The 12,786-nt window shown below is 59.7% G+C and carries 12 protein-coding genes; 5 read left to right on the top strand and 7 right to left on the bottom strand.

The genetic code is table 11. The annotated features are described in order from the left end of the window. Positions 1-5 precede the first annotated feature (5 nt). The 5 genes from WCX49_RS02140 to WCX49_RS02120 all read right to left on the bottom strand — a co-directional run bounded on the left by WCX49_RS02140 (position 6) and on the right by WCX49_RS02120 (position 4,135). A complete protein-coding gene (locus WCX49_RS02140) occupies positions 6-347 on the bottom strand; it encodes a hypothetical protein (protein ID WP_345985934.1) in 342 nt (113 codons plus the stop codon). A gap of 59 nt (positions 348-406) precedes the next feature. Then, positions 407-1,024 carry a DedA family protein gene (locus WCX49_RS02135; protein WP_345985933.1) on the bottom strand — a complete coding sequence of 206 codons (618 nt, stop codon included), beginning with the start codon at positions 1,022-1,024 and terminating at the stop codon, positions 407-409. Continuing rightward, positions 1,024-2,040, bottom strand: coding sequence for an undecaprenyldiphospho-muramoylpentapeptide beta-N-acetylglucosaminyltransferase (murG, locus tag WCX49_RS02130; protein ID WP_345985932.1), 1,017 nt, complete (start codon positions 2,038-2,040; stop codon positions 1,024-1,026). Before murG ends, WCX49_RS02135 begins: the two co-directional genes overlap by 1 nt. Next, positions 2,037-3,197: an FtsW/RodA/SpoVE family cell cycle protein gene (locus tag WCX49_RS02125; RefSeq protein ID WP_345985931.1), complete on the bottom strand. Its 1,161-nt coding sequence runs from the start codon at positions 3,195-3,197 to the stop codon at positions 2,037-2,039. The genes murG and WCX49_RS02125 overlap by 4 nt, the downstream gene beginning before the upstream one ends. 98 nt (positions 3,198-3,295) lie before the next feature. Further along, on the bottom strand, positions 3,296-4,135 hold the full coding sequence (locus WCX49_RS02120) for a hypothetical protein (protein WP_345985930.1): 840 nt from the start codon (positions 4,133-4,135) through the stop codon (positions 3,296-3,298). 61 nt (positions 4,136-4,196) lie between these two features. On the opposite strand from WCX49_RS02120, the gene WCX49_RS02115 reads away from it, so the two are divergent. Beyond that, positions 4,197-6,023, top strand: coding sequence for a penicillin-binding protein 2 (locus tag WCX49_RS02115; protein WP_345985929.1), 1,827 nt, complete (start codon positions 4,197-4,199; stop codon positions 6,021-6,023). A 236-nt stretch (positions 6,024-6,259) separates the two neighbouring features. Here WCX49_RS02115 and panC read toward each other — a convergent pair whose 3' ends face one another. Then, positions 6,260-7,081, bottom strand: coding sequence for a pantoate--beta-alanine ligase (gene panC, locus WCX49_RS02110; protein WP_345985928.1), 822 nt, complete (start codon positions 7,079-7,081; stop codon positions 6,260-6,262). A gap of 329 nt (positions 7,082-7,410) precedes the next feature. On the opposite strand from panC, the gene prfB reads away from it, so the two are divergent. From prfB to WCX49_RS02090, 4 genes are read left to right on the top strand one after another with little or no spacing between them, the layout of a single operon-like run. After that, positions 7,411-8,508 (top strand): peptide chain release factor 2, encoded by a 1,098-nt coding sequence (prfB, locus tag WCX49_RS02105; protein WP_345985927.1) that lies wholly within the window; start codon positions 7,411-7,413, stop codon positions 8,506-8,508. 1 nt (position 8,509) lies between these two features. Beyond that, a complete protein-coding gene (locus tag WCX49_RS02100; RefSeq protein WP_345985926.1) occupies positions 8,510-9,112 on the top strand; it encodes a hypothetical protein in 603 nt (200 codons plus the stop codon). Beyond that, positions 9,109-9,852, top strand: coding sequence for an arginyltransferase (locus tag WCX49_RS02095; RefSeq protein ID WP_345985925.1), 744 nt, complete (start codon positions 9,109-9,111; stop codon positions 9,850-9,852). Before WCX49_RS02100 ends, WCX49_RS02095 begins: the two co-directional genes overlap by 4 nt. Further along, complete coding sequence (locus WCX49_RS02090) at positions 9,831-10,610, top strand: DUF3108 domain-containing protein (RefSeq protein WP_345985924.1); 780 nt, start codon at positions 9,831-9,833, stop codon at positions 10,608-10,610. The genes WCX49_RS02095 and WCX49_RS02090 overlap by 22 nt, the downstream gene beginning before the upstream one ends. Positions 10,611-10,627: 17 nt before the next feature. Here WCX49_RS02090 and fusA read toward each other — a convergent pair whose 3' ends face one another. Beyond that, positions 10,628-12,718: an elongation factor G gene (gene fusA, locus WCX49_RS02085; protein ID WP_345985923.1), complete on the bottom strand. Its 2,091-nt coding sequence runs from the start codon at positions 12,716-12,718 to the stop codon at positions 10,628-10,630. Between the last annotated feature and the right edge of the window lie 68 nt (positions 12,719-12,786).

Here is a 12,786-nt window from a genome sequence, read left to right as displayed (position 1 = left end):
GAAAGCTAAAGGCGGGAAAGCGCAGTCGCGATGTGGCGGCGGATGGTCCCGAGGGTGGCGATGAACTCGAAATAGAAGTGCTCCGTCTCCTCGTCCACTTCGCCCGTCTGTGCGATCACCTCGAGCCACTCCATCGCCTCGCGCAGGGTATCGCGTTCGATCGCGCAGGCGCAGCAGACTTCGGGTTCGCTGTTCATGCCGTCGTTGAGCATCACATAGGAGCGGGTAACGCAGTCGGCAAGCTGCACGGCATAATCACGGTCCTGCAGCATCTCTGCCGACAGCGGATCGATTTTGGCGATGAGGGCATCAAACTGCCTGTGGATCGACTCGATCATCTCTTTCATGGGGTCTCCTGGCGCCGCATTTAACCCTCCATGATACATAAGTTTTCCTAAAGAGTTACTCAAACCTCATCGGGGGTTTCGCGCGGCCGTCGCCGCCGGTAGACATAGAAGGCGACGAGCAGGACCACCCCGGCGAAAACCGCCAGGGTGATTTCTCGCAGGTAGCTGCGCAACAGCGCCTCGTTCTCCCCGATCAGGTAGCCCGCCATCACCAGGATGAGGCTCCACAGCCCCGCCCCCAGCGCCGTATAGCCCAGGAAGGGCGCGAGGGGCATCCGCGCCAGCCCGGCGGGGATGGAGATGAGCTGTCTTATTCCCGGCAGCAGGCGTCCCGAAAAGGTCGAAATCGGCCCGTGCGCCTCGAAAAACGCATCGAGCCGCTCCAGGCTCTTTTCGGAGATGAAGAAGTAGCGGCCGTAGCGGCGCAGCAGCGGCAGTCCGAGCAGCAGCGCCAGGTAGTAGTTGATGAGCGCCCCGGTCAGCGAACCCAGCAGCGCCATGAGCATGACAAGCAGCGGTTGCATCTCCCCCTGGGCGATCAGATAGCCCGCCGGCACGAGGACGACCTCGCTCGGGAAGGGAACGAAGGAGCTCTCTACCGCCATCAGGGCGAAGATCCCCGCGTACCCCAGTCCCAGGACCGTCTCGACGAGCCACTGCGTCAGTTCCGCCAGCATCAGCACGCCTCCCGGACTGCGTCCATGATCCGTGCCGCCGCATCTTCGCGCTCCAGCGTACGCAACCCGCGGCTGGCCGCGGCAATACCATCGTCGAGTATCCCCGCCAGCGTCTCGGGAAGGAGCGCCTCCTCGCGGACGACCCAGGAGAGCCCCCGCTCCGCCAGGAAAGCCGCATTGTAATACTGGTGGTCCCCCGCCGCGTAGGGGTAGGGAACGTAGAGTGCCGGCAACCCGTTGGCCGCCAGCTCCCAGAGCGTGCTCGCCCCGGCCCGGCTGACGGCGAGGTCGCTGCGTGCCAGCAGGGCGGGAAGCTCCTTCGTAAACCCGTAGAGCTCCGCCTCGATGCCGCTCTGCGCATAAGCGGAGCGCACCCGTTCATAATCGCGTTCACCGCACTGGTGGATAACGGCGATCCCACGCCGGGCGAGTTCCGGGGCGACGGCCAGGGCGAAATCGTTGATCGCTTTCGCCCCCTGCGAGCCGCCCAGGAAGATCACCGTCTGCACCGTGTCCCGCTCCCGCGCCGTCTCGAACAGCACCCGGTTAACCGGATAACTCCTGACAGGGCTATCAGGGTCGTAGGAGCTGAAAAAGCGGCGCGCGTAACGGCGCAGAAGACGGTTGAGCCTTCCGGTGACGGCATTTTGTTCGTGGATAAAAAAGGGAATCCCCAGGGAGAGGGCCGCAAACGAGGCCGGGGCCGCCGAGAAGCCCCCGACGCTGATCACGGCATCGGGCCGGTAGCGTTTCAGGATCCGCCGCGCTTCCGCCCCGGCCCGTGCCACCCGCCACAGTGCGGCCAGTTTCGCCGCGCCGCGGCGGTTGACGACCCCCGTCGTCCCGAGGAAGTGGGTCTGGACGAATGCCGACTCCTCCCCGAACCACATCCGGTCCTGCCCCGTGGTCGAACCGATAAAGATCGCCTCGTCACCCGCAGCGGTGATGGCGTCCAGCAGAGCCTTGGCGATGGCAAGGTGCCCGCCGGTCCCGCCGCCTGTCAATACGAATTTCAATACTGTGCCTTTTTCGAGATCATCAGGACCATCCCCACCCCGACGGCCGACGCGATCATCGCCGAACCCCCGTAGCTGAGGAAAGGTACCGAGATCCCCTTGATGGGGGTGATGCCGCTGATGCCGAAGGCGTTGAGCAGGAAAGCAAAGGCCAGCAGCAGCCCCACCCCGACGCAAAAGAGCGAATAGCGGGCATTGCCGATGCGGTTTGCAATGGTAAAGATGCGCTTGAGCATCCAGGCGAAAAGCCCCGTCACGACGACCACGCCGATAAATCCAAACTCTTCGGCGATTCCCGCCAGAATGAAGTCAGTGTGTACTTCGCTGAGGAAACCCAGTTTGAACGTCCCGCTGCCGAGCCCCGTGCCGATGATCCCGCCGTTGTGGATCGCGTTAAGCGAGTGGCTGATCTGGTAGGGTTCGTCGTGGGATTGCACCCGCAGGTGCGAGGCGATGAATTCGGGCATCAGCGAGAGGATGGAGTCCTGCGCCAGCGACCACCAGGAGATGATCCGCGCGACCCGGTGCTGGGCCGTAAAGATAAAGACGACGAAGGCCCCCACTGCCAGGGCCATCAGCACCAGGAAAAAGCGGAAACTGCTGCCGGCAAGCATCAGCATAAAGAGCAGCGACATCGCCAGGACCATCACCTGGCCCAGGTCCTTCTGCATCACGGCGATCAGGACCATGACGAGGATGAAAAAGGCGGCATAGGGGATAAACTGCCGGAACTCCCCCCTGATGCCGAGTTCACTGTGGTGGCGGATCTTGCGCGAAAAACTCCAGGCAAGAAAGTAGACGAACCCGATCTTGAAGAGCTCCACGGGGGCCAGCGAAACCCCGGCAAAGCGGATCCACCGTTTCGCCCCGCCGACTTCCGTCACCAGCGACGAAGGCATAAAGGGCATCCCCATCATCAGAACGAGCCCGCCCAGAAAAAGCAGGAAGCCGAGCCGGCCGAGCCAGACGTCGGGATCAAGCTGGGCGATGGCCCACATGAGGAGGATGGAGAAGAGGCCGAACGCCATCTGGCGCAGGGCGAAGTGCATCGGGGCGTAATCGAAAAGCACGACCGTATACTCCGAGAGGGAGTAGATCATCACGACGCTGATCGCGATCAGCGTCGAGGCGGTGACGAACAGGGTTCTATCGGGCATGCACACTCCGGCTTTTTGGGATGTATTTTAGCCGCCGTCGGCTTATGCCCTCCTCTGAAGCAGCGCTGCCTCAAGCGTTCGGGCACGCCGGGGTCTGCCTAGTCGCAGGTGTGGTTCGGCAGGCGGAAGGTCTGGGCATCGCCGAAGTAGAGCGTATTGTTATCCAGGCGTACGGTGTAGCGTTCCGAACTCCCGTCTCCGAAGTTCAGCTGCAGGTGTTCCGCTTCCAGATGCCACTCTCCCCGGCGCAGCAGGGTATGGCGGGACGTTTCGTTCGCCACGGTGTAGACCCCCCGCAGCACCGCTTTACCGCTGCGGCAGAGCCACACTTCGCGCTTCTCGGTAAACGCGCCGTTGTTCTGGTAGAAGACAAAGTGCCCACCGGTGATGCGCTGGTAGATCCCCTCCATGTGCGACGGCAGGGCACGCAGGGGGGTGAAGCCGATGCTGTCCCCGAGCGAGATCATTGTCTGACGCATCCCGTCATACCCTTCCGGGGTAAAGAAGCCGTACAGCACGATCGCGCGCCCCTGCGGCCCCAGCACGACGTAGACCAGTGCCCGCGTGAAAGGGCCGGGGCCCTCGACCCGGTAGAGCCGGTAGAGCAGCGACGTCCGCAGGGCCGACGGCTGTGACGGTGAGAAGAGCTTTAGCCCGTAATAGGTCATCCGTTCAGGCAGCATCTGCAGGGGAGAGCCGAGCACGCTGACATTGGCTTCGGCGAGGATGCGGCCGCTGCCGTCCGGCGACTGCAGGATCAGGGGGCCCCGTTCACCCGAGAGCTGTGCATTCCACCGTGCGGGGAGCATCAGCGACGCCCCCAGGCTCGGAACACCCAGTTTCTGCGGTCCCGCGTATACCCGGCCGCTTTCCAGGGTCTCGGCAGAGACTATTCGCGATAAAAAAAGGCCCAGCAGCATAAGGGTGCGAAATATCATGGGCACACTATACACTAACCCCCCTTTCAAGCACAAAACGCTATAGTCCGACTACCGAAACATGCAGGGCGGAAGCAGCACGATGGTCAACGTTGAACTGAACAAAAAGAAAAAGATCGTCATCCTCTTTTTGCTGATCACCTTCGCGTTTGCCGTCTTCGCCCTCGTCATGGCAAGCAAAGCCCTGGGCGAACGCCACACCCCGCGCCTCTACACCTCCGCCACCACCAAAGCCATGCGCGGCAGCATCGTCAGCGCCGACGGCTTCCACATCGCCACGACACGCAAACTCTACAAGGCCACCGTCAATACCCGCAACATCGACCCCGGGAAAAAAGAGCTCTTCGTGCAGCTCTTCTCCATCTACAGCGGTATCCCGGCGAAGAAGATCCGCCAGAAACTCGCCAAGCGCCAGGGGATCGTGGTGCTCAGTTACGACATCTCCCCCAAGCGGGCCCAGTACCTCAAAAGCCTCGCCTTCGAGCTGCGGCGCCTCGGGGTCTTCGTCGAGTATGAAACCCCCTCGGGCGATACGATCCTGCACGGGCTGAACGTCGTCGAAAGCGGCGAGGCCCGCGTCTACCCCTACGGCGATCTGCTCACCCCGCTCATCGGCTACCCCCGCAAGTTCGAAGAGGACGGCTATACCCGCAACCGCGGTATCAAGGGGCTGGAAAAGCAGTTCGACGACTCGCTGCAGGCGCGCCGCAACGGCTACACCTACGCCCCCCGCGACGCCAACAACTACAAGCGCCTCACCAAGGAGAGCCTCTTTACCCCGCCGCTCGACGGCTACGACCTCCAGCTCACGATTCCCGTCACCCTGCAGATCAGGGTCGAACGCATCGCCGACGCCATGCAGGCGTTCCTGGGGGCCGAAGAGATCATGGTGGTGATCATGCGCAGCGACGACGGGAAGGTCCTCTCCCTGGCCAGCTCCAACCGCTTCCAGCCGACCCAGATCAAAAAGAGCGACTACAGCGCCCTCAATACGGGGGCGCTCGAATACAGCTTCGAACCGGGTTCGGTCCTCAAACCCCTCGTCTTCTCCATCCTGCTCGAGCACGGCAAGGTCAACCCCTTCGACATCGTCAACGGGCACGGCGGCCGTTTCAAGATGGGCCGCAAAGTGATCACCGACGAGCACAAATTCAACTGGATCAGCGCGGAGAACGTCATCGTCCACTCCTCGAACATCGGGATCGCGCAGCTGGCCCAGAAGCTCGACGGCGACGAGTTCGCCGAAGGGCTCCGCAATTTCGGCCTGACGCTGCCGACGGGGATGGATTTCCCCTATGAAAAACGCGGGGTCCTTCCCAGCGTACGGCAGCTGAACGCCGAGATCTACAAGGCCACCACCTCCTACGGCTACGGCCTGCGCGTCGACCTGATGCAGCTCATCAAGGCCTACAACGTCTTCAACAACGGCGGCAAAGCGGTGGTCCCGACCGTCGCGGAGCAGCTGATCGACCCCGCGACGGGTGAGACCATCGCCCTCGAGACAGACGACCCCGTGCAGGTACTGACCCCCTCCACCGCGGAGCGGATGAAGAAGATCCTCATCAAGACCGTCCGGGAGGGGACCGGGGTCGGGACCATCACCCCCGGCCTGGAGATCGGCGGCAAAACGGGGACGGCCCACATCGCCGAGCGGGGACGCTATGTCAACCAGTACAACACCTCTTTCCTCGGCTTCGCCAACGACACGCAGGGGCACCGCTACACGATCGGCGTCACCGTGATCAGGCCGAAAAAATACCACTTCGCGTCGCTGACCGCCGTCGCGGTCAACAAAAAAGTGATCGATATGATGGTACGGGAGGGGTATCTCGTGCCGGACCCGGTGGCGGCGGCGCTAGAGGAAACAGAGGCGAAGCCGCAACACTAAGTGCTATCCTCCGAGAGGACTTCCTCCGGGGCGAATGCTAAGTGCTAAGTGCTAAGTGCTAAGTGCTAAGTGCAGCATGTGACGTTCCGCATCTTTGGTCAAGTCAGAAAAGGTCTTTAGCGGTCGAGCGGATCACCGGGGAGTGGCATGTCCCGAGAGCGGCAGCTTGTTGCCCTTTCTTCTTCCCGGTTCGGCTTCTTCTTTGGGCACACAAAGAAGAAGGGGAACAAAACCCCTCAAATCCAGACGTTATCCAAAAGCCGCGTCGTCCCGACAACCGCCTCGACAAGAATGATCGTATTGCCGACTTCCACCGTGTCTATAGGCATAAACGCCCGGTTGACGATGGCGACGTGTTCGACTTCCAGCGGCTCCAGAACGGCCAGCATCTCCGCGTAGAGACGGTCGCAGCCCAGGACCCCCTTGCCAACCAGATGCGACGCCTTCGTCAGCGCGCGGGAGATCTTCAGCGCTTCGCTGCGCTCATCGGCGGAGAGGTAGGCGTTGCGCGAACTGAGCGCCAGCCCGTCGCTGTCGCGCACCGTATGGCACGGCACGATCTCCACGTCCATAAAAAGGTTCTTGACCATCGTCTGGATGAGCATCAGCTGCTGGGCATCTTTGCGGCCGAAATAGGCGCGGTCGGGGCCGACGATATTGAGCAGCTTGTTCACGACCGTCAGCACGCCGCTGAAGTGGCCCGGCCGCGACGTACCCTCAAGGATGTAGCCGCGGACATCCGGGGCGACAAGGCTCACTTCGTCCTCGCCGTACATATCAGAGACATCGGGATAAAAGAGAAAATCGACACCGGCAAGGGCACAGATCTTTTCGTCCGCTTCCCTGCGGCGCGGGTAGGCGTCCAGGTCCTCGCCGGGCAGGAACTGCGTCGGGTTGACGAAGATGGAGACGACGACGATGTCGTTCCCCTCCCTGGCCGCCTGGATCAGCGTCTTGTGACCGATGTGAAGCGCCCCCATCGTCGGAACGAAACCGACACTCCCCTGCGCCGCTTTAAGCGCGTCTTTAAGGGCATTGGGGCTCTTGATAATCTCCATGTTTTAAGCCTCGATTGAATATAATCGGCATTATACTGAAGGGTGACTCTCATTCCCCTGCATGTACTCAGAGGGCATTTGAAGGATGAGATTTTTCTTGTTCTCTGCGCAGGCCTGGTCATCGCCAAGTCAAGCAGTGAACGGGGAAAAGGTTGTACTTCAAATGCCCTCCCGGAGGGCACAACAGAAAAATGCCCTACTCGGCGTTACCGCTTTTCGGCTTAGCTCTGGCTAGGCCTTCAAAGCGGCGCCTTGATTATGACATTTTTCTATTGCGCTGTGTGCATGCAGGGGAATGAGAGCCACCCTACTATTCTGGAGAGACATTTTTGGACCATTACGAATACGGCGAACTCTTAAAAACGCTCAAAACGAAAATGAAAAACATCACCGGTGTCGTCCGGCCCGACGACATCAAAGCGCGCCTGGATGAGATTGCGGACCTGGAAAACTCCCAGGATTTCTGGAACGATGCCGCCAATGCCGCGGTCGTGCAGAAAGAGAAGACGCAGCTTGAACGAAAACTCGCCAAGTACGAAACGGCGGCAGCCGCGCTGGGTGACGCCGCCGACCTCTACGAGATGGCCAAGGATGAGGGGGACGAAGAGACGGTCCAGTCCCTCTTCGACGAAGCGGCAGACCTGGAAGAGAATGTCCGGACCATGGAAATCGAAGTACTGCTCAGCGGTCCCAACGACGGCAACAACGCCATCGTCTCCATCCACCCGGGTGCGGGCGGGACGGAGTCGCAGGACTGGGCCTCCATTCTGCTGCGGATGTATACCCGCTGGGCGGAACGCCGCGGCTTCAGCGTCGAGACCCTCGACTATCAAAGCGGCGAAGAGGCGGGGATCAAGGATGCCTCCATCATCATCAAGGGCGAAAACGCCTACGGCTACCTCAAAGTCGAAAACGGCATCCACCGCCTCGTGCGGATCAGCCCCTTCGACTCCAACGCCAAGCGCCACACCTCCTTTACCTCGGTACTCGTCTCCCCGGAAATCGAGGATGACATCGACATCGTCATCGAGGACAAGGATATCCGTATCGACACTTACCGTGCCTCCGGTGCCGGCGGCCAGCACGTCAACAAGACCGAATCGGCCATCCGTATCACCCATATCCCGACGAATATCGTCGTGCAGTGTCAGAACGACCGGAGCCAGCACAAGAACAAGGCCACGGCCATGAAGATGCTCAAATCCCGCCTCTACGAGTATGAACTCGAACTCAAACGTGCGGAGGAAGCGGGGATCGAGAAGAGCGAGATCGGCTGGGGGCACCAGATCCGCTCCTATGTCATGCAGCCCTACCAGCAGGTCAAGGACACCCGTTCGAACGAGGCCTACTCCAACGTGACTGCCATCCTCGACGGCGACATCGACAAGATGCTCGAAGGGGTACTGATCGCGCAGAGCAGGGGCTAGCATGCGCGGGCTGATCCTCGCTCTGTTTCCGCTGCTGCTGCTCCTGGGCTGCGGTGAAAGCAACAGCCGTCAGCAGCCCTACCTGATGGGACAGAACCCCAATGGCCCCTATGCGACACCGCAGCAGGTGCGTGAACGTTCCGAAAAGATCGAAACCGCCAAGATCAAAGCCGACGCGGACAAAGAGATCGCCCTCATCAACAAAGCCCGCGACATCGAAGTCCAGAAGCTCATCTCCGAGACCGACGTCGCCAAGGCCGGCATCACCAAAGAGGTGGCGATGGAAGAGGCGCAGACGAAGAAGATCGCCATTGAAAAAGAGCATGAGCAGACGACCTACCTTTACTGGCTCATCGCGGCCGCACTCCTGATGCTCTTCTGGTTTCTCTTCTACTACACCGGCAAGAACCGCAAAGAGCGTCTCAAGATCCACGAGGACGAGCTGCTCTACAAGCTCCGGGTCCAGGAGCAGGAGATGAAGATGAAGATGGCCGAGAAGATGCTCGACTCCATCACCTCCGGCAAGCTCTCCCCCGAACAGGAGAACCGCCTCATCGAGACCCTCGAAAATACCACTACGAAGCTGATCGAGCAGAAGCGATGAAAACCCAGGGCGCGAACCGGCTGCTCAAAGAGTGTGCCCTCGAAGAGAAATGCGCCTACCTCCCCGGCCAGGAGCAGACCACCCACTACAAGATCATCTCCCACTGCTCCCCCGCCTACTGCGACCACCTCATTCGCCGGGGATGGCGCCGTTTCGGCGAAATGTTCTTCCGCCCCATCTGCAGCAACTGCAGCGCCTGCGAAAGCATCAAAATCGACGTGAATGCCTACCGTTTCAGCCGCTCCGAAAAACGGGTCCTGCGCAAGAACGAGGATCTCACCGTCATGATCCGGCGTCCCGGAATGAGCCGAAGACACCTGGAGCTCTTCAGCGCCTACCACCGTTACATGCACCACCGACGCGGCTGGGACGAGCAGCCCGTGACGCCGCGCAACTACTACAGCTCCTTCGTTCACGGTTACAACGATTTCGGCTACGAAGTGCTCTACTTCGACCGTGAACGCCTGATCGGCGTCGATCTCATCGACATCCTACCCAGCGGCATCTCCTCGATCTATTTCTACTACGATCCCGAATATGCCGACCGTTCCCTGGGGAAATACTCCCTTCTGCAGCAGATCAGCCTGGCCAAAGAGCGCGGGCTGCCGTGGATCTACCTGGGCTACTACGTCGAAGGGTGCCAGAGCCTGATGTACAAGCGTGACTACACTCCGCTGCTGCAACTGCAGGGCCGCCCCGCCGAAGAGGAGAGCGACACGTGGACCGACCTCCCCTCCTAGGCAACATCATCCGTCCCCTGCTCCCGCTGCTTATCACCGGCGCACTCGGCCTCCAGGCCGCGACGATCGAAGCACGCTACAGTATCGCTTTCTGGGTCATCGGCCATGTAGGCACTACCACCTTGAAGCTGACGACGGGACAGCAGCGTTACCGCATCGAAGCAAACGCGACGCTCGAAGGGATTGCCGCGCTGCTGGCGCATCATCACAGCGAACACTTTCTGAGCGAGGGGCATATCGACGCCCAGGGGCGTCTTATCCCCGAACGCTACCGTGTCCTGCGTACAATGGACGATTACCGCCGCGAGCAGCTCTACCGTTTCGGCCGTAACGGTATCACCCTTTACCAGCATGAAAAGATGCTCGTGACGCTGCGCCGTTTCGACCCGGATACCATGCGCTACGTTGCAAAGAGCCGGCCTGCAGAACGCCGTGCGTTCCTCCGTCTCCCCTACCCCGCAGAGGATGACCTTCTGACGCTGTACTTCAATGCACGACCTCAACTTGAATCCCTTGCATCGGGGGACTCCCTCACACAGCATGCAGCAGGGACAGACGGCGGCGAAGTCCACGTCACGCGTAGGCCTGCACCGTACCGTTACAGTGTTCAGCTCGACCAGGATATTTTCCGGAGTGCGCGCGGCGAAATGGAAATTGAGACGGACGAAGCCTATTATGTCAAAAATGCCGTCTTGAAAGATGTATTGCTGTTCGGGGATCTGGAGGTAGAGCGGGAGTGGTTGAGACAGAGCCCGTAGGCTCTGGACGCAGCGGCTTAGCCGTTGCGCTTCTTGATGATCTCTTCTGCGACGTTGCGCGGAACTTCTTCGTAGTGGTCGAACTCCATCGCGTAAGTCGCGCGGCCCTGCGTAGAAGAACGCAGGTCCGTAGAGTAACCGAACATCTCGGAGAGCGGTACGAAGGCGTCAACGATCTTGTTACCACCACGGTCGCCCATGTTGTTAACCTGACCACGGCGGCGGTTAAGGTCGCCGATAACGTCACCCATGTACTCTTCCGGAACCTCGACTTCGACTTTCATCAGCGGTTCGAGGATCGCAGGGTTTGCCTTGCGAGCACCCTCTTTGAAGCCCATGGAAGCGGCAAGTTTGAACGCCATCTCCGAGGAGTCGACATCGTGGTAGGAACCGTCGTAGAGTGCGACTTCGACGTCTTCGATCGGGTAGCCCGCGAGAATACCGTTCTGCATCGCTTCTTCACAACCCTTCTGAACCGCAGGGATGAATTCTTTCGGAATAACACCACCTTTGATCTCGTTGTGGAAGATGTAACCTGAACCCGCTTCGCCCGGCTTGATGCGCAGGTAGACGTGGCCGAACTGACCGCGACCGCCTGACTGCTTGGCGTACTTGTATTCCTGCTCGACTTCACTCTTGATCGATTCGCGGTAGGCGACCTGCGGTGCACCGACTTCGGCTTCGACTTTGAACTCGCGCTTCATACGGTCGACAATGATCTCCAGGTGAAGCTCACCCATACCGGAGATAATCGTCTGGCCGGACTCTTCGTCGGTGTGAACACGGAAAGAAGGGTCTTCCGCAGCCAGTTTACCCAGCGCGATACCCATTTTTTCCTGGTCAGCTTTCGTTTTCGGCTCAACCGCAACGGAGATAACCGGCTCCGGGAAGTCCATGCGCTCGAGAACGACTTTGTCTTTATCAGACGCCAGAGTGTCACCCGTCGTCGTATCTTTCAGACCGACAACCGCGCCGATTTCACCCGCGTAGATCTCTTTGACCTCTTCGCGCTTGATGGCGTGCATCTTCATGATACGGCCGACACGCTCTTTCTTGTCCTTGGTCGTATTGATCGCGTAGGAACCGCTCTCAAGAACACCGCGGTAGACACGGATGAAGGTCAGGGTACCGACAAAAGGGTCCGTCATAATCTTGAACGCCAGTGCCGCGAACGGTCCGTTGTCCGTAGATTCGACGATGACCTCTTTCTCTTCGTCGTCCATCATCGTACCGCGGATCGCCGCGACTTCCGTCGGGGCCGGCAGGTAAGCGACAACAGCGTCGAGCAGCGTCTGTACACCCTTGTTCTTGAACGCCGTACCGGCAGTCATCGGAACAATGTGCATCGCGATCGTTGCGCGTTTGATCGCCGCGATGATCTCGTCGTTGCTGATCTCTTCACCCTCGAGGAATTTCTCCATCAGCTCTTCGTTACCGTCAACGGCAGAGATCTCTTCGATCATCTTTTCGCGGTACTCTTCGGCTTTGTCCATCATGTCGTCACGGATGTCCTGCTCGTGGTAAGCTGAACCCATTGCAGCGTCAGCGTCCCAGACGATCTCTTTCATCTTGACGAGGTCGACAACACCTTCGAAGTTGTCTTCCGCACCGATCGGCAGCTGGATCGGAACCGGGTTACCCTTGAGGCGGTTGCGGATCTGGTTTTCGACTTCGTAGAAGTCTGCACCGATACGGTCCATCTTGTTAACGAATACGATAGATGGTACACCGTAGCGGTTACGCTGACGCCATACAGTCTCGGACTGCGGCTGGACACCACCGACCGCACAGAATACGGAAACCGCACCGTCGAGAACACGCATGGAACGCTCCACTTCAATCGTGAAGTCGACGTGGCCCGGGGTGTCGATGATGTTGATCTGTTTGCCGGCCCATTCACACGTAGTCGCAGCAGACGTAATCGTAATACCGCGCTCCTGCTCCTGCTCCATCCAGTCCATGGTGGCCGCACCGTCGTGTACCTCACCGATCTTGTGCTCAACACCGGTATAGAAGAGGATACGTTCGGTCGTCGTCGTTTTACCCGCATCGATGTGCGCGGCGATACCGATATTTCTTACATCTTCGAGTTTATGAGATCTTGCCATTGTAATAAGCCTTAGATATAGTAGTTAGAGGGGACCGTGCCCCTAAAGCGAGACGCGATAGTAGCACG

It is taken from the genome of Sulfurimonas sp. HSL-1656, assembly GCF_039645585.1.
In the GTDB taxonomy this organism is placed as follows: Bacteria; Campylobacterota; Campylobacteria; order Campylobacterales; family Sulfurimonadaceae; genus Thiomicrolovo; species Thiomicrolovo subterrani.
The sequence above is the reverse complement of the archived record's forward strand: the minus strand, read 5'-3'. Positions and strand labels throughout refer to the sequence as shown.

What these genes read in the sequence shown, in the direction of transcription:
- WCX49_RS02140 (WP_345985934.1), bottom strand. Translation starts at nt 347, where the DNA reads ATGAAAGAGATGATCGAGTCGATCCACAGGCAGTTTGATGCCCTCATC.
- WCX49_RS02135 (WP_345985933.1), bottom strand. Translation starts at nt 1,024, where the DNA reads ATGCTGGCGGAACTGACGCAGTGGCTCGTCGAGACGGTCCTGGGACTG.
- WCX49_RS02125 (WP_345985931.1), bottom strand. Translation starts at nt 3,197, where the DNA reads ATGCCCGATAGAACCCTGTTCGTCACCGCCTCGACGCTGATCGCGATC.
- WCX49_RS02120 (WP_345985930.1), bottom strand. Translation starts at nt 4,135, where the DNA reads ATGATATTTCGCACCCTTATGCTGCTGGGCCTTTTTTTATCGCGAATA.
- WCX49_RS02115 (WP_345985929.1), top strand. Translation starts at nt 4,197, where the DNA reads ATGCAGGGCGGAAGCAGCACGATGGTCAACGTTGAACTGAACAAAAAG.
- panC (WP_345985928.1), bottom strand. Translation starts at nt 7,081, where the DNA reads ATGGAGATTATCAAGAGCCCCAATGCCCTTAAAGACGCGCTTAAAGCG.
- WCX49_RS02100 (WP_345985926.1), top strand. Translation starts at nt 8,510, where the DNA reads ATGCGCGGGCTGATCCTCGCTCTGTTTCCGCTGCTGCTGCTCCTGGGC.
- WCX49_RS02095 (WP_345985925.1), top strand. Translation starts at nt 9,109, where the DNA reads ATGAAAACCCAGGGCGCGAACCGGCTGCTCAAAGAGTGTGCCCTCGAA.
- fusA (WP_345985923.1), bottom strand. Translation starts at nt 12,718, where the DNA reads ATGGCAAGATCTCATAAACTCGAAGATGTAAGAAATATCGGTATCGCC.